General features: G+C 71.9%; 22 protein-coding genes and 1 tRNA gene. 12 read left to right on the top strand and 11 right to left on the bottom strand.

Going from position 1 to position 25581, the window contains the following annotated elements; genetic code table 11:
* Positions 1–2: 2 nt before the first annotated feature.
* A complete protein-coding gene (locus ACFXKZ_RS10310; protein ID WP_379998533.1) occupies positions 3–806 on the bottom strand; it encodes a hypothetical protein in 804 nt (267 codons plus the stop codon).
* Positions 807–1065: 259 nt separating this feature from the next.
* Here ACFXKZ_RS10310 and ACFXKZ_RS10305 point away from each other — a divergent pair, with 259 nt between their 5' ends.
* The 3 genes from ACFXKZ_RS10305 to ACFXKZ_RS10295 all read left to right on the top strand — a co-directional run bounded on the left by ACFXKZ_RS10305 (position 1066) and on the right by ACFXKZ_RS10295 (position 3098).
* A complete protein-coding gene (locus tag ACFXKZ_RS10305; protein WP_379998531.1) occupies positions 1066–1758 on the top strand; it encodes a DNA polymerase beta superfamily protein in 693 nt (230 codons plus the stop codon).
* A 69-nt stretch (positions 1759–1827) separates the two neighbouring features.
* Positions 1828–2004: a hypothetical protein gene (locus ACFXKZ_RS10300; RefSeq protein ID WP_379998529.1), complete on the top strand. Its 177-nt coding sequence runs from the start codon at positions 1828–1830 to the stop codon at positions 2002–2004.
* A gap of 134 nt (positions 2005–2138) precedes the next feature.
* Complete coding sequence (locus ACFXKZ_RS10295; RefSeq protein WP_379998527.1) at positions 2139–3098, top strand: DUF1152 domain-containing protein; 960 nt, start codon at positions 2139–2141, stop codon at positions 3096–3098.
* Positions 3099–3111: 13 nt separating this feature from the next.
* Here ACFXKZ_RS10295 and ACFXKZ_RS10290 read toward each other — a convergent pair whose 3' ends face one another.
* The 4 genes from ACFXKZ_RS10290 to ACFXKZ_RS10275 form a co-directional block, all read right to left on the bottom strand.
* Complete coding sequence (locus ACFXKZ_RS10290; RefSeq protein WP_379998525.1) at positions 3112–4548, bottom strand: DUF6745 domain-containing protein; 1437 nt, start codon at positions 4546–4548, stop codon at positions 3112–3114.
* Positions 4549–4833: 285 nt separating this feature from the next.
* Entirely contained in the window at positions 4834–5502 is a 669-nt protein-coding gene (locus tag ACFXKZ_RS10285; RefSeq protein WP_379998523.1) for a response regulator, read from the bottom strand.
* 13 nt (positions 5503–5515) lie between these two features.
* A complete protein-coding gene (locus ACFXKZ_RS10280) occupies positions 5516–6802 on the bottom strand; it encodes a sensor histidine kinase (protein ID WP_379998521.1) in 1287 nt (428 codons plus the stop codon).
* A 176-nt stretch (positions 6803–6978) separates the two neighbouring features.
* Positions 6979–9147 carry a putative bifunctional diguanylate cyclase/phosphodiesterase gene (locus tag ACFXKZ_RS10275; RefSeq protein WP_379998519.1) on the bottom strand — a complete coding sequence of 723 codons (2169 nt, stop codon included), beginning with the start codon at positions 9145–9147 and terminating at the stop codon, positions 6979–6981.
* Between the two features lie 542 nt (positions 9148–9689).
* Here ACFXKZ_RS10275 and ACFXKZ_RS10270 point away from each other — a divergent pair.
* Positions 9690–10544, top strand: coding sequence for an ADP-ribosylglycohydrolase family protein (locus ACFXKZ_RS10270; RefSeq protein WP_379998517.1), 855 nt, complete (start codon positions 9690–9692; stop codon positions 10542–10544).
* 129 nt (positions 10545–10673) lie between these two features.
* Here the strand turns inward: ACFXKZ_RS10270 and ACFXKZ_RS10265 are convergent.
* A tRNA-Thr gene (locus ACFXKZ_RS10265) sits at positions 10674–10749 on the bottom strand.
* Positions 10750–10868: 119 nt separating this feature from the next.
* Entirely contained in the window at positions 10869–11666 is a 798-nt protein-coding gene (locus ACFXKZ_RS10260; protein WP_379998698.1) for an STM4013/SEN3800 family hydrolase, read from the bottom strand.
* Positions 11667–11954: 288 nt separating this feature from the next.
* Between ACFXKZ_RS10260 and ACFXKZ_RS10255 the strand changes: the two genes are divergently transcribed.
* The 6 genes from ACFXKZ_RS10255 (at position 11955) to ACFXKZ_RS10230 (ending at position 18519) form a co-directional block, all read left to right on the top strand.
* Positions 11955–12857 (top strand): NUDIX domain-containing protein, encoded by a 903-nt coding sequence (locus ACFXKZ_RS10255; RefSeq protein WP_379998515.1) that lies wholly within the window; start codon positions 11955–11957, stop codon positions 12855–12857.
* Positions 12854–14008 (top strand): lipopolysaccharide kinase InaA family protein, encoded by a 1155-nt coding sequence (locus ACFXKZ_RS10250; RefSeq protein WP_379998513.1) that lies wholly within the window; start codon positions 12854–12856, stop codon positions 14006–14008. Before ACFXKZ_RS10255 ends, ACFXKZ_RS10250 begins: the two co-directional genes overlap by 4 nt.
* Positions 14009–14128: 120 nt before the next feature.
* On the top strand, positions 14129–15124 hold the full coding sequence (locus ACFXKZ_RS10245; RefSeq protein WP_379998511.1) for a hypothetical protein: 996 nt from the start codon (positions 14129–14131) through the stop codon (positions 15122–15124).
* A complete protein-coding gene (locus tag ACFXKZ_RS10240) occupies positions 15121–16407 on the top strand; it encodes an adenylosuccinate synthetase (protein ID WP_379998509.1) in 1287 nt (428 codons plus the stop codon). Before ACFXKZ_RS10245 ends, ACFXKZ_RS10240 begins: the two co-directional genes overlap by 4 nt.
* Positions 16408–16648: 241 nt before the next feature.
* Positions 16649–17443: an electron transfer flavoprotein subunit beta/FixA family protein gene (locus ACFXKZ_RS10235; RefSeq protein ID WP_379998507.1), complete on the top strand. Its 795-nt coding sequence runs from the start codon at positions 16649–16651 to the stop codon at positions 17441–17443.
* A 116-nt stretch (positions 17444–17559) separates the two neighbouring features.
* Positions 17560–18519, top strand: coding sequence for an electron transfer flavoprotein subunit alpha/FixB family protein (locus ACFXKZ_RS10230; RefSeq protein ID WP_379998505.1), 960 nt, complete (start codon positions 17560–17562; stop codon positions 18517–18519).
* Between the two features lie 69 nt (positions 18520–18588).
* Here ACFXKZ_RS10230 and ACFXKZ_RS10225 read toward each other — a convergent pair whose 3' ends face one another.
* From ACFXKZ_RS10225 to ACFXKZ_RS10215, 3 genes are all read right to left on the bottom strand, one after another.
* Positions 18589–18843 carry a type II toxin-antitoxin system VapB family antitoxin gene (locus tag ACFXKZ_RS10225; protein ID WP_379998504.1) on the bottom strand — a complete coding sequence of 85 codons (255 nt, stop codon included), beginning with the start codon at positions 18841–18843 and terminating at the stop codon, positions 18589–18591.
* A 313-nt stretch (positions 18844–19156) separates the two neighbouring features.
* Entirely contained in the window at positions 19157–20329 is a 1173-nt protein-coding gene (locus tag ACFXKZ_RS10220) for a helix-turn-helix transcriptional regulator (RefSeq protein WP_379998502.1), read from the bottom strand.
* Between the two features lie 78 nt (positions 20330–20407).
* Positions 20408–21328, bottom strand: coding sequence for an EamA family transporter (locus ACFXKZ_RS10215; protein ID WP_379998500.1), 921 nt, complete (start codon positions 21326–21328; stop codon positions 20408–20410).
* A gap of 74 nt (positions 21329–21402) precedes the next feature.
* Here ACFXKZ_RS10215 and ACFXKZ_RS10210 point away from each other — a divergent pair, with 74 nt between their 5' ends.
* The gene (locus tag ACFXKZ_RS10210; RefSeq protein ID WP_379998498.1) at positions 21403–22431 is read left to right on the top strand and encodes a LysR family transcriptional regulator; all 1029 of its coding nucleotides are present in this window, start codon (positions 21403–21405) and stop codon (positions 22429–22431) included.
* Here the strand turns inward: ACFXKZ_RS10210 and ACFXKZ_RS10205 are convergent.
* A complete protein-coding gene (locus tag ACFXKZ_RS10205; protein WP_379998496.1) occupies positions 22353–23294 on the bottom strand; it encodes a hypothetical protein in 942 nt (313 codons plus the stop codon). The two genes, ACFXKZ_RS10210 and ACFXKZ_RS10205, sit on opposite strands and share 79 nt — an antisense overlap.
* 290 nt (positions 23295–23584) lie before the next feature.
* On the opposite strand from ACFXKZ_RS10205, the gene ACFXKZ_RS10200 reads away from it, so the two are divergent.
* Positions 23585–25354, top strand: a complete 1770-nt coding sequence (locus ACFXKZ_RS10200; protein WP_379998494.1) for a choice-of-anchor A family protein — start codon at positions 23585–23587, stop codon at positions 25352–25354.
* The last annotated feature ends 227 nt before the right edge of the window (positions 25355–25581 follow it).

Below are 25581 nucleotides of genomic sequence, written 5' to 3'. Positions count from 1 at the left end.
GATCAGCCGTGGTGCCCGTGGTGCCCCGCGTGCGGGTCGGCCTGCTCCGGCGCGTGGGCGTGCGGTGCGGGCTTGCCCGCCTCGACGGTGAACTCGGCGGTGCGGACCACGCCGCCGTGTTGGAAGTCGAGGAAGAACCGGTACGTGCCGACGCTGGGCAGTTCGGTGTGGAACGCGATCTCCGGACCGGCCGGGGTGACCCCGTCGCCGGGCGCGCCGCCGGGGTGCACGTGCAGGTAGGCGAGGTCGCCGTCGCGCAGCACGACCAGGTGGCCGAACGCGGCCAGGTAGGGCTCCAGGTCGGTGACGGGCACGCCGCCCCGGGCCACCGAGAGGGTGATGTGCGCGCCCTGTCCGGCCGCGGGTTCGCCGGCGAGGGTGACCGTGTAGCCGTCGACCTCGGCGGTCGCGGCCGGGGCGGGCAGCGGCACGGGCCGGAAGTCGCCCGCGACGTGGATGTCGACGCCGAGGGTGAGCGGGGTGCCGGTCGCGGCCGGGGCGAAGTCGGTGAAGACCCGGTACGTGCCGGCCTCGTCGAGGGTCAGCTCCTGGGTCCAGACGCCGTCCTCGCCGAGGACCGGGTGTACGTGCCGGAAGCCGCTCAGGTCGCGGCGCACCACGATCAGGTGCAGGTCCTTGTCGTGTTGCGGGACGTACTCGCGCACCGGGGAGCCGTCGGGGCCGTCGATCCGGAACGCGAAGGTGCCGGCGGGCGCGGCGACCGGGACCAGGGTGTAGCCGTCGCGGGAGACCTGAAGACCCTCGGGGGTGGCGGGGGCGGCTGCGTGGTGGGCGTGGACGGTCATGACGGTCTCCCTGAGCGATGTGCGTGCTGTTCGAGGTGTTCGGTCTCTTCGTCGGCGGCCGGTGGTGCCGGCCACGAAGACGAAGTTATACCCCTGGGGGGTATCAGGCAAGATCATTGGCGAGGCTCCCCGAAACTTCTTCGCAGCGTGACGGCCGATGCCGGTGAGTCGCCGGGCCGGAAAACGGGATTCGCATCGGGTGCGCGGTGTCGGATACTGCGGGCTCGGGGGACGGTCACGGGGAAGCGAGGTCGGCGGGATGCGTACGTTGTTGATGGGGGTAGTCGGGTCGACCGCCTACGGGTTGGCCACCGAGACCTCCGACGAGGACCTGCTCGGCGTCTTCCTCGCGGATTCGCGGGAGGTGCTGGGCCTGGACGGCGCGGCGGCGGCCGGCCGCTCGCGGGTGACCACGAAGCCCGACGTGACGATGCACGAACTGGGCAAGTACTGCTCGCTCGCACTCAAGTGCAACCCGACGGTGACCGAGCTGTTGTGGCTCCCGGAGTATCGGGTCGAGACCGAGGCCGGTCGTCGACTCCGGGCCCTGCGGGGGAAGTTCCTGTCCACGGAGTACGTCCGGTCGGCCTACGGCGGCTATGCGCTCCAGCAGGCCAAACGCCTGCTCGGGCGACACGAGGCGGGCAAGGACGGCTTCTCCGCGGACACCGCCCGACGCACCGCCAAACACGGCCGACACTGTCTGCGCCTGCTGATCCAAGCCCAACGCCTGCTCGCCACAGGCGAGTTGATCCTGGATGTGAGCGCGCAGCGCGAGGACCTGTTCGCCGCGGGCCGGCTGGCCGTCGAGGACCCGACCGCGTTCGCCGCGCGCTTCGAACACGAGAAGGCCGGCCTCGACGCCGTGGCCTCGGTGCTCCCCGACCGCCCGGACCGGGCGGCGATCGACACGCTGGTCGTGGAATTGCGGATGGCCGCCCTCACTCCCTGACCGAGGTCGAATACGCTCCGTGTGGGTAGGTATCGACACGGACCGGAACCTTCGAAGGGAGGCGCGATCATGGCGCAGGAAAACGACCCTCCGCGAAAGAGCAGGCCGCCCCGGAAGGACTGGAAGAACTCCTTCGAACACTGGGACGCCACGCCGCACGACTGGCACGCGGAGGGTCCGGACCTGTTCCAGTGCGGCGAGTGCGGCTTTCGCTCCTCCGCCGTCCCGGTACCACCGACGCGATAGCGGCCGCCGCGGCGGCGCCGAGCCTCGGCGCCGAGCACACCCGCGTCCGCGTCCGGTCGGGGGCGCTCCGGGACCCTTGCGGTATGGCTCAAATGTGTTGACTTTCGTGGTGATCACCTTGGTACGGTCCGGCCGTGTTCACACTTGCCGAACCTCCGCTCTTCGCCCGCCTCCGCGATGCTCGCTCGGTGTTGATCGCCGGGGCGGGCGGTGGCTTCGACGTGTTTGCCGGGCTGCCGCTCGGCATCGCGTTGACGGATCTGGGCAAGCGGGTGCACTTCGCCAATCTGTCGTTCGTGACGGTGGATCACCTGCCGTCCTCGGTACGGGTGACGCCGGGCCTGGCGGCGGTGCGGTCGGATACCCCCGGGAACGACGACTACTTCCCGGAGCGGGCGCTGGCGATGTGGTTGTCGCGCAACGGTTTCCCGGACACGGTGTACGCCTTCGCCAAGACCGGGGCGAAGCCGCTGCGGGCGCTGTACCGGCGCCTGGTCCACGACTTGGACATCGACGCGATCGTGTTGGTCGACGGCGGGACCGACATCCTGATGCGCGGCGACGAGGCGTCCCTCGGCACGCCGGAGGAGGACATGACCAGCCTGGCCGCGGTGGTCGGAGTGGACGTACCGGTCCGGTTGGTGGCCTCGCTCGGGTTCGGGATCGACGCCTACCACGGGATCTGCCACGCGCAGGTGTTGGAGAACCTGGCCGCGCTCAGCCGGTCGGGCCACTATCTCGGCGCGCTGTCCATCCCGCGCGAGTCGCGGGAGGGCACGCTGTTCCTGGACGCGGTGGCCTACGCGAATCGGGTCACCCCGCGCCGCCCGAGCATCGTGCAGGGGTCGGTGGGCGCCGCGCTGACCGGTCGGTTCGGCGACGCGCACTTCACCGAACGCACCGGGAACAGCGAGCTGTTCATCAACCCGCTGATGAGCGTCTACTTCACTGTCGACCTCGTCGGTCTGGCCGAACGTTCGCTCTATCTCGACCGGTTGGAGAGCACCCGCAACATCTGGGAGGTCTCGTCGCGCATAGCGGAGTTCCGCGACGAGTTGCCGTCGACCCGGCCCAGGCGGGCGATCCCGCACTGAGGCCGATCGGCCGTCAGGTCTCGCGCAGCGGGCGGTAGTCGTCCGGGCCCAGGCCGAACGTCCAGGCCACGCCCGCGCGGGCGGTCTCGGTGTCGGGTGGCACCCGCAACCAGTAGGTGCGGACGCTGCCGTCGGGCTCGGGCGTGGAGTTGCGCACCTCGACCATCACGATCGGCTCGTCGTCGTCGAGGTCGATCTCCCACAACACGCCGGTCTCGTCCCGGTCGAGCGGCTGCGCGCCCACCTCGCGCAGATAGCGGTCGTAGCCGTAGATCTCCAGCATCACCCGGCGCAGTTCGGCGTTGTGTTCGTGCCGGATGGCCCGTGCGGTCAGCCTGCTGCCGCCGGGACCCAGGCCACCGACGAAGTCGGCCGGCACGGGCATCCCGCGCCACGCGTGCAGCGCGAAGCCGTCGGCGTAGGTGAGCGCGGGGCCGTCGCCGTGGTGCAGCCGGGAGTGGTCGTCACGGTGCATGACGATGGGCCGTTCGCTGACGAGGGCGACCCGCTCGTAGGGCCACCACCAGCCGACGTGGCGGGCCACCTCGCCCAGTTCGGCCACGACGGGGAAGTCGAACTCGGGGAAACACCTGCGCAGTCCGTCGAACACCGCAAGCCAGGCCCCGTCGAACTGGCCGCCGAGGGCGCTGTACGTGGTCGCGCGGACCTTGTCGGCGACATCCCATCGGCCCGGGACGGAGGCGGCGCGCCTGGTGGGGGTGCGTACCGAGGGGTCCGTCGCGCCGACGCCGGCGTGTACGGCCTCGCGGATCCGCTCGGTCAGCTCGCGGGTGGGTTCCCACAGCCGTGACGCGCCCTCGTTCCAGGCGAGTTGCCAACCGGCCGCGCCGAGCGCCGCGCTTGCCCCGGCCTTGGCGGCCTGCCACGGCCCGCTCCACAACCGCTCCTGGACGGGCCGACCGGGCCGGCCGGGCACCTTCACCGACAACCGCGTGGCGGCCAGATCCGCCGGCCGGCACGTACCGGAGGCCACCGCCGCCGCGACCGCCGCCGTGAGTGGCGAGTCGTACCAGACCACCCGCTCGGGCTCCGCCATCCCGGCGGCCCGATACACCGCCCGGATCGCCCGCTCGGCCGCCTCCCGATCCGCCCCGCCGGTGGCGGAGACCACCTCGCCCCAGTGGTCGGCGGCCTCCTGCAACACCACCCGGTCCGCGTCCCGGAGCACTCGGGCCGGCCCGCGGCGGGGCCCGGAGGGCGCGGGAGTGCGCCTCGGGGGTGGGGCGACGGGGGCGGAGACGTCCGTGCGGACCGCCGTTGCGTCGTGTGGAGCCTGCGTCTCGCGGGCCGTACGCGCCTCGCGGGCCCGGAGCGCGGACCAGGCCGCGGCGGCCGGATTGGCGGGCAGCGCGGGGCGGGGCGCCGGCTGTGCGTCGTGCGGCCTGCGGGGCAGCGCGATGCCGGGCAGTCGGCGGGGCGGCGGGGCCATCGTGTCTCCCAAGACTCGCGGTTCGCCCCGAGACGCTAACGCCCCCAACCGACACGCCCACCCCACCCGAGTCCCACCGCACCCGCGCCTGCCGGTGATTGCGCCTGCCGGTGTCCGCGTCCGCCCGTTCCCGCGCCCGCCGGTGCCTGCGTCCGCCGGTGCCCGTGCCCGCCGGTGACCGCGCCCGACTGCGTTCGCGCCGCGCCGCCCCCCGACCGGGCCCGTGCTGCGCTCGACCGAGCTTGCGTCGTGACCGGCCAAGCCCGCGTCGCGTCGCGTATGGGCTCAGTATCCCGTCGGGCGGATCAGGCCGGATTCGTACGCGTACACCGCCGCCTGGGTGCGATCGCGCAGGGACAGCTTGACGAGGATCCGGCCCACGTGGGTCTTCACCGTCTGTTCCGCCACCACCAGGCCGGCGGCGATCTCGGCGTTGGACAGGCCCTGGGCGATCAGGGACAGGACTTCGGTCTCGCGTTCGGTCAGGTCGCCGAGCCGGCCCTTGACGGGAAGCTTCGGGGCGCCGGCCAGGCGGGCGTACTCGCCGATCAGGCGTTTGGTGAGGTTGGGCGCCAACAGCGCGTCGCCCGCGGCCACCACCCGTACCGCGTGCGCCAGTTCCTCGGCCGAGGCGTCCTTGAGCAGGAAGCCGGACGCGCCGGCGCGCAGCGCCTCGTACACGTACTCGTCCAAGTCGAAGGTGGTCAGTACGAGGACCTTGGCCGCGGCGTCGGCGGGGCCGGTGATGCGGCGGGTCGCCTCGATGCCGCCCAGGCGCGGCATCCGGATGTCCATCAGCACCACGTCGGGGGCCAGTTCGGCGACCATCGCGACCGCGTCGAGGCCGTCCACCGCCTGGCCGACCACTTCGATGTCGGGCTCGGCGTTCAGCAGCACGGTGAACCCCTGCCGGACCATCACCTGGTCGTCCGCGATCAACACCCGCACGGTCACGAACCGTTCCCCCTCACGAATCACTCCCCAGCGGCAGCCGCGCCACCACCTCGTAACCGCCGCCGGGAATCGGCCCGCCGGCGAACTCGCCCCCCAGCATGGCCACCCGCTCCCGCATGCCCAGCAACCCGTGCCCGCCACCTGCTGTCCCCGCCCCGGCGGTCCCGGCGACGCCCCCCGTCGTCGGCGGCGCCGTATTGGCCACCCGCAGTGCCAACCCCGTGGCCTGATACCCCACCTCCACCCGGATCGCCGCCCCGGGCGCGTGCCGCAGCACATTGCTGAGCGCCTCCTGCACGATCCGGAACGCGGACAACTCGACCCCCGGCGACAACGCCCGACGCTCCCCGGTGATCCGGGTGTCGACCTCGACGCCGGCACCACGTACGTTGTCGACCAACTCGTCCAGCCGGTCCAGGGTCGGCTGCGGGACGTGCCGCATCGCGGTCGACAGGTCGTCCTCGGAGCGCAACACTCCCAGCACCCGGCGCAGTTCGGCGAGCGCGTCCACCGCGTTCGCCCGGATGCCGATCAGGTTCTCGCGCAGCGCGTCGGACGGGTTGTCCACCAGGTGCGGCGCGACCTGCGCCTGGATCGAGATCACCGACATGTGGTGGGCGACCACGTCGTGCAACTCGCGGGCGATCCGGGTGCGTTCCTCGAGGAGGGTGCGCCTGGACCGTTCCTCGGCGGTGAGTTCGGTCTGCGCCAGCAACTGGTTCCGGGCCACCCCCCGCGCGCGCAGTGCGGCGCCGACCAGCACCGTGACGCAGAAGATCAGCGTGGCCTGATACAGATCGGGGTTGTGCACCGGCGCCGCGGCCACCGTGCACACCGCGCCCACCAGGACGCTGATCCCCAGCGCCTCGGCCGCGATCCGCGGCCGCATCCGCAGCGCCAGGATGAACAACGCCGCGGCGTGCAGCGCGAGGCCGCTGCCGGTCCACGGATACATCTGCGGCCCGTGCGGCTTCGCGAGCACCGCGACCAGGACCATCGCCACCGTCACCGCCCACCACGCCGGCAGCGGCCGTCGCACCGCGTACACCACCGCCAGCGGCGGAATCGCGCCCAGCACCACGCCGGGCCCCTGACCCAGGCCGTACTGCCAGATGGCCTGGTTGATGCCGAGGATCCCGGTCGGGAACACCGCGAAGGCGACCAGCAGCACCATCGCCGGCTGCCAGTCGCGCCAACCGGGCGGCAGCGGATCGGGCCGCGCCGTCCACAGGTCGTCACGGAGCGTACGGGTCAGTGTGCCCAGTGCCGCGCCGAATCGGCCCCCGCTGCCCTCCCGCACAGGATCAACCCTAGGCACGCCGTACCTCCGCCGTCCGGGCGGGTCGATGCCCGACCCGGCCCCGGCACCGAAGCTACGCACCGCCCCCACCGGCGCGCATCCCGCCGCGGAGCCGCCCTCGCGACTGGCTCGGAGGTATTACGGGTATGACGGCCGGCATTCGGCCGCCGCACCCCTCAACCGGGCTCCTTGACCCCCGCCAGCATGCCCTCGATGCGGTCCGGCGGGCCCGGGCGGGAGAAGTACCACCCCTGCCCCGCGTCGCACCCGATCGCCCGCAGCCGCTCCGCCTGGACCGCCGTCTCGATGCCCTCGGCCGTCACGGTGAGCCCGATCGCGTGCGCCAGCTCGACCAGCGAGGCCACGATCCGCCCGTCCACCGGGTCCGAGTCGCCGGGCTGGCGCAGGCCCTCGACGAACGAGCCCGCGATCTTGAGTTCGCACACCGGCAGTCGGCGCAGATAGGCCAGGTTCGAGTAGCCGGTGCCGAAGTCGTCGATCGCGATCCGGATGCCCATCGCGGCCAGTTCGCGCAGCCGTTCCAACGGACCACCGTCGGTGGACATGATCTGACTCTCGGTCAGCTCGAATTGCAGCCGGCCCGGATCCAGGCCGGTCTCGGCCAGTACCCGCTCCACCTGCCGGACCAGGCCCGGTTCGCGGCACTGGCGTTCGGCCAGGTTGACGCTGATGAACGGTGCGCTGTCCGGCTCCAGGTCCTGCCAGCGGCGTGCCTCGCGGCAGGCCTGTTCCAGCACGTGCATGCCCAGCGGCACGATCAGGCCGGTCTCCTCGGCCAGGCCGATGAAGCGGTCCGGTCCGACCAGGCCGTTGCGCGGATGGCGCCAGCGCACCAGCGCCTCGACGCCCAGCACGCCGCCGTCGGCGAGGGACACCAAGGGCTGGTAGTCGACGTAGAACTCGCCGTGATGCAGCGCGGCGGGCATCTCCGCGGACAGCGTGTAGCGGGCCACCTCGCGGTCGTTGCGGTCGGTGTCGAACACCGTCCACCGGCCGCGGCCGTCGGACTTGGCCCAGTACAGCGTTATGTCGGCCGCCCGCAGCGTGTCCGCCGGGCTGGTGCCGGCCACCGGCCGCTCGACGATGCCGATGCTCGCGGTGACGGTCAGATCGTGGCCGCGGATCCGGAACGGCTCGCGCAGCGCGGCGAATACGCCGTCGGCGAGCGCCACCACCTGGCCGGTCCCGGTGGAGTGCTCGACCAGGATGACGAACTCGTCGCCGCCCATCCGCGCCATCAGATGCCCGGCCTGGCCCGCGTACCGGCTCAGCCGCCGGGCGACCGCGACCAGCAACTGGTCGCCCACGTCGTGCCCGAGACTGTCGTTGACCACCTTGAACCCGTCCAGGTCCAGGTAGCACAGGCCGACCCGATCGCCCGGGCCCGGGTGTTCGAAGGCCGCGGTCAGTCGTTCGACGAACAGCGCGCGGTTGGGCAGCCCGGTGAGTTGGTCGTGCATCGCCTGGTGGCGCAGTCGGGTGTGCAGGCGGTGGCGGTCGGTGACGTCCTCCAGCATGCAGACCTGGTACTCGGGGTTGCCCTTGGAGTCGCGGACCAGGGAGAGCGACAGGTGTGTCCACAACGTCTCGCCGTCGGCGTTCTCGAACTGCTTCTCCAGCGCGAAGTGATCACGCTCGCCGGTGACCAACTCGTCGTAGAGCTTCCACATGTGGTCGGTGTCGCCGGCGTGCATGAAGTCGCGGACCTGCCGCTTGCACATCTCCTCGACGCTGGCCGCGAACATGGTCGTCATCGCCTGGTTGACGTCGATCACGTTGCCGTCGACGTCGCCGATCCCGATGCCGATCGCGGCCTGGTCGAAAACCGCCCGAAAGCGCGCCTCGCTCGTGTGCAGCGCGTGTTCGGCGTTGTCCCGCGCGACCAGGACGGCGGCGTGGATGGCCTCCTGCTCGTCCAGCGTGCGCCGCCGCAGCGCCTCCGCGTAGCCCGCCGCGAGCGCCCCGGTGAGCGCGGAGACGCGCTCCAGCCAGACGTCGGGATCGTGGCCCTGGGCGGCGGCCTTGGCGCGCAACACGGGCCACCAGGGGCCGACCAGGCCCAGCGTGCGCTCCAGCGTCCCGCTGCCGGTGAAGTGTTGCCCGACCAGCGACGCGCCGACCTCGCGCGCGATCGCGGGGTCGAACGGCTCGGAACGCAGCGCGTGGGCGAGACGCTCGGCCTGCCCGCGCAGGTACTCCTCGATCTCGGCTCCGCTCAACGGGACGAAGCTGGTGCCCTCGATGGTGCGGGCCCAGTCCCGGGCGAAGCGGCTCAGCGACCCCTCGGCCTCGTCGAAGCGCGCGTCGTCCGTTCCGCCGCTCACGCTCTGCTCCCCACGGTGGTCCGGGCGCGCCGGCCGGCTCCCCGGCACGCCTGGAGCCACATGCCCGGCGCCCACGATGGTCGATCCACCGCCCCACCTTTCCTCCTCGGGGGCGATCCGCCACCGCGCAATGTCGGTGCGGTCGCCTCTCGGACGAGCCGGCCACAATCCCCAGCGGCCGTGTGAACGAGCCACATCACCCGTTATCACCCGTTCGGACGAGCCGGATGGTACGTCCGGCACGTCCCGACGATCGCGTGATCATCGTTGACGGTATCCGCCGCGGCGCGGAAACGTCTTGCAGTTGGACACGGCGCGAGGAGCATCACTCCGGAGAGGGACAGGTGGTGCGCGCGGGTCCGTACCGAATTGTGGCGTACGCCCTCGTGCTCCGGCGCACGCAGGGCGCCCGACGCGATGACTGACGGACCATCAGGTTGTCGCCCCCGGGTAACGGTACGCTCTACCGGCTCGCGTCGGCGAGTCGGGGCGCCGCCGCGACCGGCGTTCGGCGACCCGTCCGGAGAGAGGATGTGGTCCCGATGATGGTCGAGTTGGCGGTGGGCGACGCGTACGGCGCCGGGTTCGAGTACGCGGAGCGCTCGTTCGTCACGCGAGGCAACACACTCGCCGGTTATGTGCAGCATCCCCGTCATCGTGACGTGCTGCCGGGTCGATATACGGACGACACGCAGATGAGTATCGCGGTCGCCGAGTGGTTGCTCGGCGACGATCGCGGAATCCCGGCCCTGGCGGAGCTGTTCGTGCGGGCGTACAAGCGGGATCCGCGCGCCGGATACGCGCGGGGGTTCCGGGGCGTACTCGAGGAAGTCGCGGACGGCACACGGCTTCTGGAGGTGCTGCGGCCGGAGAGCGACAAGAGCGGCGCGGCGATGCGGGCGGGCGTGATCGGGCTGCTCCCGGACCGGGACGAGGTGCGGCGCACGGCGGCGCTCCAGGCCCGGATCACCCACCGCACGCTCGGCGGGATGACCTCGGCCACGGCGGCGGCGCTGGCGGTGCACTACTGCCGGTACGGGCTCGGCCCGGTCGCCGAGCTGCCGGCATGGCTGGCGGCGAGCCTGCCCGCGTCCACCGGCCCGACGGTGTGGACCGAGCCGTGGCGCGGCAAGGTCGGCTCGGCCGGGATGGACAGCACCCGCGCGGCGGTCACCGCGCTCGCCGCGCACACCGGCACGGCCGCGCTCCTGCGCGCGTGCGTCGCGTACACCGGCGACGTGGACACGGTGGCCACCATCGCGCTGGCGGCGGCTAGTTGCTCGGCGGAATACGCCCAGGACCTGCCGCGCGAGCTGCTGACGGGCCTGGAGGACGGCCCGTACGGCCGGGAACATCTCGCGGGCCTGGACGCGCGGTTGACGGCGCGATTCGGCTGAGCCGCGCGCGGGGCGAAAGTCCGGCGAAAGATCGCCTCGGCCGCGTCCCGAGGGGTGGGCGGCCGAAAGACGGGAAGCCCCCGGCGAAATACGAGAGGCCCCCGGCGAACCGGGGGCCTCTCGTCTGCCTGGAGCCCCAATACGGAATCGAACCGTAGACCTTCTCCTTACCATGGAGACGCTCTACCGACTGAGCTATTGGGGCCTGCGCGGCGAAAACTTACCGGATCTGCGTTCGGTCTGCCAACTTGATCCGTTCGGGTCGCCGGCCCGGCCCGGGAGCGGTTCCGCGCCCGGGCTCGCGCCCGGCCCCCGGGGCGGTGCTCACCATTCGCCGGGGCTCATCGTGAAGTGCGCGTAGGGCACCGTCCAGACCACCTCGCCGGCGGCTTGCGCGACCTCGTCGTAGGCCGTGCCGTGGTCGCTGGTGACGATCGCGAAGCACGGCCGGCGGCAGCTCATCGCGCGAAACAGCCGGCCGATGTGCCGGTCCACGTATTCCAGCGCCGCCGCGTGGGTGTCGCGGGTGTCGCCGTCGGCGGCGGTGGCGCCGGGGGTGTGGAACCAGTTCGGGTGGTGCACGGCGGCGACGTCGACGAGCAGGAACAACCGGCGATCGGGGTCCAGGCCGCCGACCACCAGTTCGGCCCGGGCGACCTGGGCCTCGAAGGAGATCGGTGAGGTGACGCCGAGTTCGGGGTCCCAGTGGCTCTCGGCGAACATCGCGGGCAGCACCGAGTCGAGCGCGCCCTGCTTGTCGAAGCAGCCGACCCCACCGATGCACGCGGTGTGGTAACCGGCCTTGGTCAGCGCGCTGGGCAGGTCCGGGGTGTCGAACAGCCAGGTGTGCGGGCCGGTCGTCTCGGTGTCGCCGAGGCGGGAGGCGAACAGGCGCGGGTGTGGCCCGGGTCCGTCCGGGGTGGGCAGGTAGCCCGCGAGGAACGCGGTGTGCGCGGCGAAGGCGAGCCGCGCGGGGGTCTGCCGGCGCTGCCAGCCGCCCTCGGGCAGGACCCGCGCGAGGTTGGGCAGCCGGCCGGCCGCCGCGAGCTCGACGGCCACGTCGTACCGCAGCGCGTCGAGCGTGACGAGCAGTAGGTCCTGCTCACCCACGACGGCGTTCATGTCGGGATCGGTCATATCGGACATGCCACCTGCTCCGCATCTGCTCGGGTGTTCGGGGCCGCCGCCGGTGGCCCGCACGCGGGCGGCGAGTGGATCGCCCATGCCTACCAGAGGGAGGGGACTCTTCGAGGGATAACCCCCTCGCCGGTTCGGATCCGGCCGTGTATGTTGTTCTCAGGTTAAGAAGATCTCAATCGGAGAACAACCGTCGAGTCGGTGTCGGGAACGTGAACCGACAGGGCTGCGTCGGACGTGCATCGCCATGAGCGCATGGGAGGGATTCGCGATATGGCCGACGCCGCCACCACCGAACGCGACTGGCTCGCGTCCTACGACCCCAGGGCCTTCGAGCCGATCGCGGTGACCGTCGACATCGTCGCGCTGACGATCCGTCAACTCGGCCCGCCGGTCGGGGCGTCGGTCGATCCGGAGGGCGACGCGGAGGCGGGGGCGGAGCCGGGGGCCTGCGGGGGAGCCGGTGAGGGATCCGAGAGCGCCGCCAAGGCGCTGCACGTGCTCCTGGTTCGGCGCGGCGAGATGCCGTTCGCGGGCCGCCTCGCACTGCCCGGCGGCTTCGTCCGCCCGGTGATCGACCCGGACGGGACCCGACACGAGGAGGACCTCGCCGAGGCCGCCGAGCGCGAACTCGCCGAGGAGACCGGGCTCGCCGCCGGCACCCGGCTCGACCGGCTCCACCTCGAACAGCTGGGCACCTACGGCACGCCCGGGCGCGACCCGAGGATGCGGATCGTCTCGGTCGCCCACCTCGCCTTCGCCCCGGACCTGCCCGACCCGACCGCCGGCGGCGACGCCGCCCACGCGCAGTGGGTGCCCGTCGCCGACGTCGACCCGGCCGAACTGGCCTTCGACCACGCGCGCATCCTCGCCGACGGCCTGGAACGCGCCCGCGCCAAGCTCGAATACTCGCCGCTGGCCACCGCGTTCGCGGGCGAGGAGTTCACCGTCACCGAACTGCGCGAGGTCTACCAGGCGGTGTGGGGCCGGCCGATGCACGCCGGCAACTTCCACCGCAAGGTGCTCTCGGTACCCGGCTTCGTCCGGGACACCGGCGCCACCACCGCCCGTGGCGGCGCGCGCGGCGGGCGCCGCGCCCGGCTGTACCGCGCGGGCCCCGCACGTCTGCTGCACCCGGCGCTGCTGCGCCCGTCCCCGGAGGAGGACTCCCGATGACCAGGACGCCCGGCACCACCACGACCGGCCCCACCACCTTCGACGACGCGCTCGATCTGCTGACCGGCGCGCCGGACCCGCAGGGTGTCTTCGGGCCCTACGACGGCACGCCGGAGGCCTGTCTGCGGGCGGGCAACCGCACCTATCGGCTGCTCGCGCGCCTGCTCCACCCGGACACCGCGCCGGCCGACCGCCGCGCCGAGGCCGCCGCCGCGTTCACCCGGCTCGGCGAGTCGTGGAACCGGTATCAGCAGGACATCACCGGGGTGACCGGCCGTCAGGTGGTGATCACCACCAAGCGCCGGGTCTACTCGGTCGGCGGCGAGCGGGCGAGCGGCGACATCGCCACGCTCTACAAGGTCAACTACCGGGCCGAGGACGACGGCGAGGCGCGGGCGTTGCTCAAGCTGCCGCGCGCGGTCACCGACAACGACCTGATGGAGCGCGAGGCCACCGCCCTGGAGCGGATCGCGCGCGAGGGCGACCCGGAATACGCGAACTACGTACCGCGGCTGATCGAGACGTTCCGGCATCGCGACGCCGCGTCCGGTACCGAGCGGCGCGCCAACGTGATCGAACGGGTGCGCGGCTTCCGGTCGTTGGCCGAGGTGCGCGAGGCATACCCGGACGGCCTGGACGCGCGAGACGTGGCCTGGATGTGGCGCCGGCTGCTGGTCGCGATCGGATACGCGCACCGCGCGGGTGTGGTCCACGGCGCGATCACCCCCGACCACGTGCTGATCCACCCGCGCGAGCACGGCCTGGTCCTGGTCGACTGGTGCTACTCGGTGCTGCTCGACGGCCCGGCCGACCCGGCCCGACCGGAGGCGATCCTGCGGGCGAAGGCGGTCGAACACGTGCCCGCGATGATCGACCGGCACGCCGACCTGTACCCGCCGGAGATCCCGGCCAAGCAACCGCCGGAGACCGCCGCGGACGTCTACATGGCGACCCGCTGTGTCACCGGCCTGCTCGCGCCGGACGCGCCCAAGCCGCTGTTGCGCTTCGCCCGGGGCTGCTCGCTGCCCGCCCCGGCACGCCGTCCGCACGACGCGTGGAAGTTGCTCGGCGAGTTGGACGAACTGCTCGGCAAGCTCTACGGCCCGCGCCGTTTCCGGCCGTTCGCGATGCCCACGCGTCGCGAGTCGTAGATCCCATCCGACGGGAGCGGCGGCGGTCTCCGCCTGCTCCCGTCGCACCTTCGGTCGGCCTGCGCGGCCGGCCGAACATTCACGCACGCATCCCAGCGTCCCGATCGGGGAGTGAGCACCATGGGTAGTGGCAATTGGTCCACCAACGTCTACGACGCGGCCCAGAGTTACAACCGGGCCAGCGGTCGCAGCGCGTTCCACTACGACCACGTCACCAAGAACAGCACGCCGCACAGCGCCTGGAAGGCGCACGTCGACCTGGATCCGGCGCTCGCGGGCGTCCGGGAGAGCCGGGACAGCGACGAACACCCCATGTCCCTGGCCGTCTCGGTGTTGTTCGACGTGACGGGCTCGATGCTGCGCGTCCCGCAGACCCTGCAGACCAAGTTGCCCGAGTTGTTCGGGCTGCTGCTGCGCAAGGGCTATGTGCAGGACCCGCAGATCATGTTCGGCGCGATCGGCGACGCGACCAGCGACCGAGTCCCGTTGCAGGTAGGCCAGTTCGAGTCGGACAACCGGATGGACGACCAGCTCGGCAACATCCTGCTCGAAGGGGGCGGCGGCGGACAAAAGCGCGAATCCTACGAGCTGGCCCTGTACTTCATGGCTCGGCACACCTCGATCGACTGCCACGAGAAGCGGGGGAAGCGCGGCTACCTGTTCGTGATCGGCGACGAGATGCCCTACCGCAAGGTGCGCCGGTCCGAGGTGCTGGAGTTCATCGGCGACGACATCGGCGAGGACATCCCGATCGAGCGGATCCTGGCCGAACTGCGGCGCAAGTTCGAGGTGTACTACATCCTGCCGGCCGGGTCCTCCTACGTGGGCGACAAGGAGGTCCTGGGCGAGTGGAGGGGCCTGCTCGGGCAGCACGTGATCGAACTCGACGACCCCGACGGGGTCTGCGAGACGATCGCGCTGACCATCGGCCTCGCGGAGGACGCGATCGATCTGGACGAGGGCCTGGAGCACCTGCGCGACGTGGGTGCCGACGCGCAGGTGGCCAACGTGTCCAAGGCACTGGCCTCGTACGCCCGTTCCGGCGGCGCGGTGGCCGTCTCCGGTTCGCTGCCGGGCCTGGGCGAGGGCGACGGCGCGGGCACCACGCGCCTGTGACACCTCGTCATGTCGCGGTCGTCGACCTGGGGTTCGGCGACGCGGGCAAGGGCACCACGGTGGACCGGCTGTGCGCGCGGGGACGCGCGCAGGGGCGGCCGGTCCACGCGGTGATCCGGTTCAACGGGGGTGCGCAGGCCGCGCACAACGTGGTCACCGACGACGGGCGGCACCACACGTTCGCCCAGTTCGGCTCGGGCACGTTCACCCCGGGCACGCGCACCCACCTGTCCCGGTTCGTGCTGGTGGACCCGCTCGCGCTGGCCGCCGAGGCCGAACACCTGCGCGCGCTGGGGGTGGCGGATCCGCTCGGGCTGCTCACGGTGGACCGGGACGCGCTGTTGACCACGCCGTACCACGCGGCGGCCAATCGGGCCCGGGAGTCGGCGCGCGGGGCGGGGCGGCACGGGTCGTGCGGGATGGGGGTGGGCGAGACCGCGGCCTTCGCGCTCGCCCATCCGGACCTGGCGCCGCGGGTGGGGGACTGCGGCGCGCCCCGAGTTCTGCGTCGGCGACTGAGCGCGGTGCGGGAGGTGTTGAGCGCCGAATTCGGGACACCACTGGGACCCGACGTCGAGGCGTGCGTGGCGGCGTTCACCGCCTTCGGGCGGGCGGTGCGCGCGGTGGACGAGGGGTATACGGGCGAGCTGCTGCGGGCCGGGCCGGTGGTGTTCGAGGGGGCGCAGGGCGTACTCCTCGACGAGTGGCACGGGTTCCACCCGTACACGACGTGGTCGACCACGACGTTCGCGGGCGCGGAGGCGTTGGCCGCCGAGGCGGGGGAGGGGGTGTACCGGCTCGGCGTGCTGCGCACCTACACCACCCGGCACGGGCCCGGGCCGTTGCCGAGCGAGGACGCGGGGCTGACGGCCGCGCTGCCGGATCCGCACAACGGGACCGGGCGGTGGCAGGGGACGTTCCGGGTGGGCCACTTCGACGCGGTCGCGCACCGGTACGCGCTCGCGGTGTGCGGGGGTGTGGACGGGCTCGCGCTCACCCACGCGGACGTGCCCGGGCGGGTGCCGGGGCTGGGCGTGGTGCGCGCGTACGCGGGGCCCGAGCCATGGGCGAGCCCCGTCCCGGACCTGGCCCACGCGGAGCGGTTGACCGCCTTGATGTCGGCCGCGCGGCCGGTGGTGGAGCCGGCCCCGTCGGCCGCCGAGTGGCCGGATTTCGCCGCCGCCGAGCTGGGTGCCCCGGTGACCTTGCTCTCGTTCGGTCCGCGCACCGGTGACAAGCGCGAGCGGGCGGTACTAGGCTCCTATTACTCTCCGGTAACATAGCGGTTTCGGGTCGATGGTCGGAGTCTTTTCCAAGACCGCGTACTCTCGGAACCAGAAGTTGACGGACCGTCAGAACTGAATGTGCCCTGTGTCACGCGTGTGCCTGCGCGCGGGCGTGGCATCGTGGCGCGAGATCGATGGATCTTGGGGCCGGAACCGTGGGCCCGTCGTGGACCCCGACGGCGGGCATGACACCCTCGGACCGGCACCTGGGTGACCGGACGACCACAGGAGAACTGTTGTGAAAATCGTTGTCTGCGTGAAGTACGTACCCGACGCGACCGGGGACCGGGGCTTCAACGACGATGGCACCACCGATCGCGAGTCGGTCGACTCCCTGCTGTCGGAGCTGGACGAATACGCGATCGAGCAGGCTCTCAAGATCGTGGAGTCCGGCGTCGAGGCCGAGATCACGTACCTGACGGTCGGTCCGGACGATGCCAAGGACGCGCTGCGCAAGGCGCTGGCGATGGGCGGCGACAACGCCATCCACGTCAACGACGACGACATCGCGGGCACCGACGCGCTGGGCACCTCGCTGATCCTGGCCAAGGCCATCGAGGACGCGGGCTTCGACCTGGTCGTGTGCGGCATGGCCTCCACCGACGCGTCGATGGGCGTCGTGCCGGCCATGCTCGCCGAGCGCCTGGGTGTTCCGCAGGTCACCTACCTGGACGAGATCACCGTCGAGGGTGCGGGCAAGGGCGGCGGTGTGGTCAAGGGCCGCCGCGAGGGCGACGTCGCCACCGAGCTGATCGAGGCCCCGCTGCCCGCCGTCGTGTCGGTCACCGACCGCACCGGCGAGGCGCGTTACCCCTCGTTCAAGGGCATCATGGCGGCCAAGAAGAAGACCGTCGTCTCGAAGGACCTGGACGACCTGGGCATCGAGTCGGACGAGGTCGGCCTGTCCGCCGCCTGGTCGATCGTGGACACCGCGACCAAGCGCCCGCCGCGCGCCAAGGGCGAGGTCGTCGAGGACGAGGGCGAGGGCGGCGTGCAGTTGGCCGCGTTCCTCGCCGCCAAGAAGTTCATCTGAGTCGGTCGGCAGAACCGGACTGTTTCGACACCTTTGACCGGCCGCCCCCCGGGGCGACCGAGCATCGCAACCCGGCCGGAGAGATCCGGGCTGTACCGGAGTAGGAGAGAACAACCATGGCCGAGATCCTCGTTCTCGTCGACCACGCCGACGGCGCGGTCCGCAAGCCGACCCTGGAGCTGCTGACCCTGGCCCGCCGCCTCGGCGAGCCGTCCGCGGTCTTCCTGGGCAAGGGCGCCGAGGGCGCCACCGAGACGCTGGGCAGGTACGGCGCGCAGAAGGTGTACGTCGTGGACGCCCCCGAGGTGGACGACTACCTCGTCGCGCCGGCCGTCGACGCGCTCGCGCAGATCGCCGGGGGCGGTGAGCCGGGCGCGATCCTGGTCGCGTCCTCGAACGACGGCCGCGAGATCGCGGCGCGCGTCGCGGTGCGGCTGGAGTCGGGCCTGATCACCGACGCCGTCGACGTCGAGGCGGGCCCCGACGGCCCGGTCACCGAGCAGTCGGTGTTCGCCGCGACCTACCAGGTCAAGGCGCACGTCACCAAGGGCACCCCGATCATCACGGTCAAGCCGAACGCGGCCACCCCCGAGGAGGCCCCGGCCACCCCGACGGTGGAGGCCGTGACGGTGGACTTCACCACCGCGGCGACCGGTACCAAGGTCGTCTCGCGCGCCCCGCGCGAGAAGTCCGACCGCCCCGAGCTGACCGAGGCCGACATCGTCGTCTCGGGTGGTCGCGGCGTGAACGGCGCGGACAACTTCCACGTGATCGAGTCGGTCGCGGACGCGCTCGGCGCGGCCGTGGGCGCCTCCCGCGCGGCGGTCGACGCCGGCTGGTACCCGCACAGCCACCAGGTCGGTCAGACCGGTACCCAGGTCTCGCCGCAGCTCTACATCGCGGTCGGCATCTCCGGCGCGATCCAGCACCGCGCGGGCATGCAGACCTCCAAGACGATCGTCGCGATCAACAAGGACGAGGACGCCCCGATCTTCGACCTGGTCGACTACGGCGTGGTCGGCGACCTGTTCAAGGTGATGCCGCAACTCGAAGCGGAAATCAACAAGCGCAAGTAGCCGCCGCCGGCGCCCCACCGCACGCGCAACGACCCCGCACCGGAAACCCGGTCGCGGGGTCGTTCCACATCAGAGCGCACGATCCCGAGCCCCCCACACCGGCGGGGCCGGTCGACGGTGGTTTCGCTTGTCCGCGAGCACGCCGAGGTCGAAGGCACCGTCCTCGACCGCCGCCCGCAACCGGGTGAGCGCGAGTATCCGGCGGCGACGTTCCGAGGTTTCGCCGAGGGTGGGGTCGCCGGGCTGGTTGGCACCACGGGCGCCCGGGGGCCGGGGCATGGCGGCGAGGGGATCGTCGTCGGGGTCGGTCGCGGTCCCAGCCATCGAATGCACCTCCGTCGAGACGGGCATGTGGTTCGGGTATACCGCCGGTGCGCCGTCGGTGCGCCGTCGGTGCGGCGCGGTCCGGCCTTTTCGGTGGGACGGTGCGGTGATCCCGACCCCGTGGTGTTCGTCCGGGACGCGTTGGGCGGCCCGGACGAACGTGGGGGCGTCCGCCGGGAAACGATCCGGGCGAGAGGGCGGCCGCGGCCATCGGTTGCCGTCCTCGTCGGCCGGATCGGATTCCCCCGGTCCCGGCGGAGCCGGTTGCACGCCGGTCGTTGTCCCCCCTTCGGCGTGCCCTGCGATTACGACGTTAGGTCGACGGGCGCAGGGGTGATACCCCACGGGTGTGGGGTACGTGCGGGTCGGTCAGTCGGCCGTCCAGGGTGAGCGGGCCCGGGCTCGGGCGCGGCAGGTAGTGGCGAGAGAAGAGCGCGGCGGGCAACTCGCGGCGGCTGCGCACTCCGACCTTGTCGAAGATCTTCTCCAGGTGGTCGTTCAGCGTGTTCCGGGTGATGTGCAACGCGGCCAACACCTCTTCGCTGGAGTGGCCGTGCATGACGAGTCCGGCGATGCGCTGCTGTTGTTCGCTGAGACCGTACGCGGCCAGCACCAGCGGTACCAGCAGGCTGGGTTCGGCCGGGCCGATCGACACCATGGTCACCGGCCGCGGTTCGGTGAGCGAGTGCCAGGCGTGCAATTCCAGCCAACGCCCGTCCCGGGTGCGGACCCGGGAGCGGGCGGTGGTGCCCGGCCGTCCGGCGCGAGCCGCCGCGGCCACCGCGTGCACCGCGTAGGGGCAGGACGTGGGCCGACCGATCGGACCGGCGTCCTCGATCCGGGCCATCATGCGCTCGGCGCTGGGACTGCACGCGATCATCCGCCGGGCGTGGTCGAGGACGAGCACGCCCGGCCCGTCGGTGATCGACGCCTCGTCGACGCCGCCGACGACCAGGGCGCGGCGGACCGCGCGGGTGGCGGGCGTCGCCAGGGTTCGTGCGGCGGCCAGGTCGCGGGCGTCGAAGGGGGCGCTGTCGGTGGCCCGACACAGCACCAACATGCCCCAGGTGCGTCCTCGTTCGCGCAGCAGGACGCGCAACTCGTCGGCCAGATCCAGCGGTTGCAGGATGTCCCGGTAGTAGCCGCTGGTCTCGAGCGCGCCGCCGGTGGACACCCGGAGCGAACTCACCGGTGTCGACCGCCGGGTGAGCGCGCGCAGGTTGTCCACGTCGTCCTGCTCCACGTGTTCGATCTCGAACAGGCGGGGCATGACGTGCTCCGGGAACCCGGCCCGGTGCACTCCGCCGGTGTCCAGCAGGGTCGACGGATCGAGCAATACCGCGCACCAGACGTCGGCCGGGACCACCTTCAACAACCGTTCCGCCGCCGCTTCGACGACATCGACCGCGCCGCTCCCGGTCTCCACCACCTTCTGCAGGGCCCGGTCCAACCCACCGAACCGGTGCCTCGAACCGCCAAGACTCACGCCTCAACGCTACCGATCGCGGGGCGGGCGCGGGGGGCTCTCGGCCGACCGGGATCGGCGGCTTCGAGGCCGGGCGGGTCAGGGCCGGGTGGCCGGGATCACGGCGGGGTGGACGGTGACCGCGGGTGTCGGGGGCGGCGTCCCGGTCCTGCGGGGCAGGCTTGCCAGGGCTATGCCGGTCAGGACGATCGCGGCGCCTACGGCCTCGATCCAGGTCGGGCGTTCGCCGAGGACGGCCCAGGCGGCGAGGATGCCGACGATCGGCACGAGCAGGCCGTACGGGGCGACCGCCGAGGCCGAGCGGCGGCCGAGGAGGGCGAACCACAGGCCGTAGCCGAGCCAGGACGACAGCACGACGGTGAAGGCCAGCCCGCCGACACCGGTCCAGGAGGCCGAGGTCAGCGCGTCGACGTCCCGGCTCGGGCCCTCGACGGTCAGGGACAGCGCGAGCAGCGGCAACGGGGCGGCCAGCGCCGACCACACGACCAGGCCGAGCCCGCCGGGGATGCCGGCCTTGCGGGTCAGTACGTTGCCGAAGCCCCACGACGCGGCGGCACCGACCACCAGCAGGAACGGCCACAACGACGCGCCCTGGCCACGACCGAACGCGATCACGCCCATCCCGACCGCGGCCACGCCCAGCGCGAGCACCCGGGTACGCCCGGGGATCTCGCGCAACATCACCACCGCGCACAACACGGTGAACATCGCCTGGCACTGGATCACCACCGAGGACAACCCGGCCGGCATGCCCGCGTGCATCGCGCTGAACAGGAACGCGAACTGCCCCATGTTGACCGTGAGTCCGACCCCGATGATCAGCTTCCAACTCGTCCGCGGCCGCTTGACGAACAGCACCGCGGGAAACGCGACGAGCGCGAAGCGCAGCGCGGCCAGCAGGAACGGGGGGAAGTCGTCGAGGCTCGCGTCGATCGCGACGAAGTTCACCCCCCAGATCACCGTGACGAGCACGGCCCACAGGGAATCGGTACGGGTCATGCCGAGAAGTGTGTGCTCGGGCCATCCATGGAGTCCAGCTACATTTTTCGGATCTCAATCGGTAGTTTTGCTACATGGAGATCAAGCGGCTGAACATCCTGCGCGCGCTCGACCAGCACGGCACCGTGGTCGCCGCCGCCCAGTCGCTGCACCTGACCCCGTCCGCGGTGTCGCAACAACTGGCGGTACTCGCAAGGGAGGCCGACGCCGTACTCCTGGAGAAGCACGGGCGCGGCGTCCGGCTCACCCCGGCCGCGCATGTGCTGCTCGGCCATGCCGACGCCATCGCGACCCGGCTGGAACAGGCCCGCGCCGACCTCGCGGCGCAGCGCGACGGCCGCATCGGGCGGGCCCGGATCTCCGGCTTCCCGTCCGGTATCGCGGGCCTGATCGCGCCCGCGCTGGCCCGGCTCAAGCGGACCCACCCGGGATGGCGGTTCGAGGTCGTCCAGTACGAGACCGAGCTGGCGCTGCCGCTGCTGCCGGCGCGCGAGCTGGATCTCGCGGTGGTGATGACGCATCCGGACCTGCCCGCGCCGGACCACCCGCGGATCGAGCTGCACCCGCTGCTCGACGAGCCGTTCGAGATCGCGTTGCCGGCCGATCACCCGCTGGCGGGGCGCGCCGAGGTGGCCCTGGCCGCCGATCTCGTGGACGCCGACTGGATCATCACCGCGCCCGGGACGGCCTGCCACGACGTGCTCCTGACCGCCTGCCACCAGGCGGGCTTCCAACCGCGCCTGGCCCACACCTCGACCGACTTCGGCGCGCAGCTCGCCCTGGTGGCCGCCGGCCTGGGCGTGACGATCATTCCGCGCCTGGCCCAGCCCGAACTCCCCCGGGGCGTGGTGCTTCGCCCCATCACCGCCCCGGCCCCCCGCCGGCACCTGATGGCCGCCGTGCGCCGGGGTCAGGGCCCGACCCCCCTCCTCGACACCCTGCGCACGGTGGGCGCGGAACTCGCGGAGCGGGGCGCCCCCCGGCTGACCCGCGCGAGCGCCTCGCAGCGCCCCCGCGGCTGTGGTCAGGTGCGTGATGGGGTGCTTTCGGGGCTCTTGTCCGGTGTGGCGGAAGGTTCCTGCGCGTCGTGCTTGCCGAAGTAGGCGACGGCCACCGCGCCGGACACGGCGAGGATGAAGCCCAGGACCGCCAGCCAGGCCAGGCCCGCGCGGGAGGTGTCGCCGAGCCACAACACGCCGACCGCGCCGGGGACCACCGTCTCGCCGACCACCAGGGCCGCCGTGGCGCCGTTCACCGAGCCGATCTGCAGCGCGATCGTGTGCAGGTACATGCCGCCGATGCCGCCGATCAGGACCGCGTACAGGGCCGGGTCGGCGGCCAGCTTGCCGAGGTCGAACGGGTCGACGCCGTCCAGGATGCGTACCCCGATGCCCAGGCCGCCGAAGCCGAGACCGGACAGCAGGCCCGCGACGATCGCGCCGTTGGCGCCGAGGAAGCGGACCAGTACGGTCCCGCCGACGATCACCACGAACGTGACGATCAGTACCCACCAGTGCGTGGCGCGCGGACTGTGCCCGTCGCCCTCGGGCCCGGCCGCGATGCCGAGCAGGACCAGCGCGCCGCAGACCACCCCGATCGAGGTCCAGTCGGCGCGATGCAGCTTGATGCCGAGCAGCTTGATGCCCAGTACGGCGGTGATCACCAGGTTGGCGCTGATGATCGTCTGGGACAGGAACAGCGGCAGCAGCCGCGCCGCCAGCGCGCCGAGCGCGAAGCCGACGAAGTCGAGCAGGGTGCCGACGATGAACTCCCACGTGACCGCGGCCTTGGCGGTCGAGGACAGGCTCGGGCCCCCGTACCCGGTCACCTGTGCGGTACCGCCGCCCCGCGCGGCCTGCTTGGCCGCCTCCTCGCGCGCGGATCGCCGCGACCCGACCGCTTGCAGTACCGACCCCACTCCGTAACAGGCGGAGGCCGCGACAGCGGTGCCCAGTCCGACGATCACAGAAGACTCCCTCTCACTCTCACCAGGATTCGTGCCTCGTCCGAGGACGACCGACGGCGCATGGCCGTGAATACCTCGCCGGTTCACGCGTGCCCGCCCGGGCCCGACCGTACCGGCACGGCTTCCCGCCCCGCCTCGCCCCGGCAACGATCACGTCGCGCGGGCGGTTTCCGATTCGGCGGTGCCCTTCGTATCCCATACCTGCGACGTATGCGGGCCGTACGCATCTCGGTTGACGGTCGCGGGTGCGAATCCCCGGGAGAGGCATTCGGGGGAACCTTCCGCGCGCCTTGTCCGCATTTGTCGTTTTATATCCCAATGTTTCAGAAATGCACAGGAAACCGAACGCCCGGATCCGCGCGACGGGCCTCGCGCTATCCGGAGTCGTCACCCTCGGCGGCGTGATCCTCGTCTGCGTATTCGCCGTGATGGGCTTCGCCAAGCCGCTGCCCGGCGGTCTCGGCCCCTGCATCCCGGGCAGCTGTCCGGCTGTGGACCTGGAGCCCAACAACGGTCCGATCCAGGGCCGGGACAACGGCATCAACATGTTCGTCGGCGGCAACTGGACCGTGAGCGGGTCCGCCGCCGAAGCCGAGGGCAAGCTGGTCACCCTCGGCAACTTCGACATGAACAAGACCTCCGGCTCCAGCATCTACAACGTGGGCATCGTCGGGGTCGGCTCCCGTGTGCCCCCCGACAACGGCACCGACTTCCTCACCGTCGGCGGCAACCTGACCGTGGCGGAGGGGCAGACCCTGATCGCCGAGGAGGGTGCGGTCAGCGGCGTCGTCCGCTACGCCGGCACGCTCAGCGGCACGGTGACGCCGGATCCGGTCAAGGACGGATCCGCCGCGGCGCCGTACACGGCGCTGCGCCCGCAGCTGACCGACTCGTCGAGTTGTTACGCGTTCCCGGACGGCCGGCTCCGGCAGGCCACCGGTACGGCGGTCAACGTCGGTTTCGAGACGTTGTTCACCGGGGACGGCACGTCCGCGCTCCAGGTGTTCAACGTCGACTTCGACATGGTGAGCGTGAACGGCGGGGACCAGGGCCTGAGCTTCCTCGGCATCCCGAACGGCGCCACGGTCCTGGTCAACCTGACCGGGACGGACCGGACGATCGCCAGCTTCATCGGCAACACCGCGATCCCGACCGGGCTGCGCGAGCGGCTGCTGTGGAACTTCCCGGAAGCCACGACGGTGACCATCAGGGGCAGCGCCCAGTTTCAGGGGAGCATGCTGATCGGCAACCCGGCGAGCACCACGACGGTGTCCGTGCCGGGGATGAACGGCCGGTTCTTCACGGCCGGGTCGCTGATCCACCAGTCGTCGTCCGGGTCGGAGTTCCACCGGTACCCGTTCAACGGTGACCTGCCGGACTGCGGCGGTACGTCGCCGTCGCCGTCGACCTCGCCGTCCACGTCGCCGTCGGCTTCGCCCTCGACGTCGCCCTCGACGTCCCCTTCGGCCTCGCCTTCGACGTCCCCGTCCGCGTCGCCTTCGGTTTCGCCGTCCATGTCGCCGTCCGCGTCGCCCTCGGTCTCGCCGTCCATGTCCCCGTCGGCGTCGCCCTCGGTCTCGCCGTCCGCGTCGCCGTCGATGTCGCCTTCGGCTTCCCCGTCGGTCTCGCCCTCGGCGTCCCCGTCGACTTCCCCGTCGGCGTCGCCCTCGGTGTCGCCATCGAGGAGCCACTCGGCCTCGCCGTCCGCGTCGCCGTCAAGGAGCCACTCGGCCTCGCCGTCCGCGTCGCCTTCGGTGTCCCCGTCGGCCTCGCCGTCCCGTTCCTCCTCGGCCTCGCCGTCCGCGAGCCACTCGGCCGTGCCGTCCGGTGCGCACACCAAACCGCACGGCGGTGGGCACGGCGGCCACGGCGACGGCGGTAACGGCGGCAACGGCGGAGGTCACGGCGGTGGGATCGGTGGATCCAACGGATCCGACCAACTCGCCCACAGCGGTATGCCGGGCAACGTGGCCTTCCTCCTCGCCGGCAGCGCGTGCGCCATCGGCTTCGGACTGGTCCTGATGTTCCTCTACCGCGCGCGCGGACGTAACCGCGCGTAGTCCCCATCCGATCCGAATGGCCCACGAACTCCCCGGAGTTCGCGGGCCATTCCTACGTCCGCAGCCGCCCCGTCGGCTCAACCACCCGCCCGCCGCAATCAGCAGCCCCCGCACACCCGTCCCGACGATCGGCTCGATCACCCGGGAAGCGCCCGAGCCGGCCCGCTCCGGGGGCCCGTTGACTTCGGAATATGTTCCGAAGTATTGTGTCGGATATGTCCACACCG

The organism is Embleya sp. NPDC059237 (assembly GCF_042754105.1).
Taxonomy (GTDB): Bacteria; Actinomycetota; Actinomycetes; order Streptomycetales; family Streptomycetaceae; genus Embleya.
This window is presented reverse-complemented; position numbering and strand designations above follow the sequence as displayed.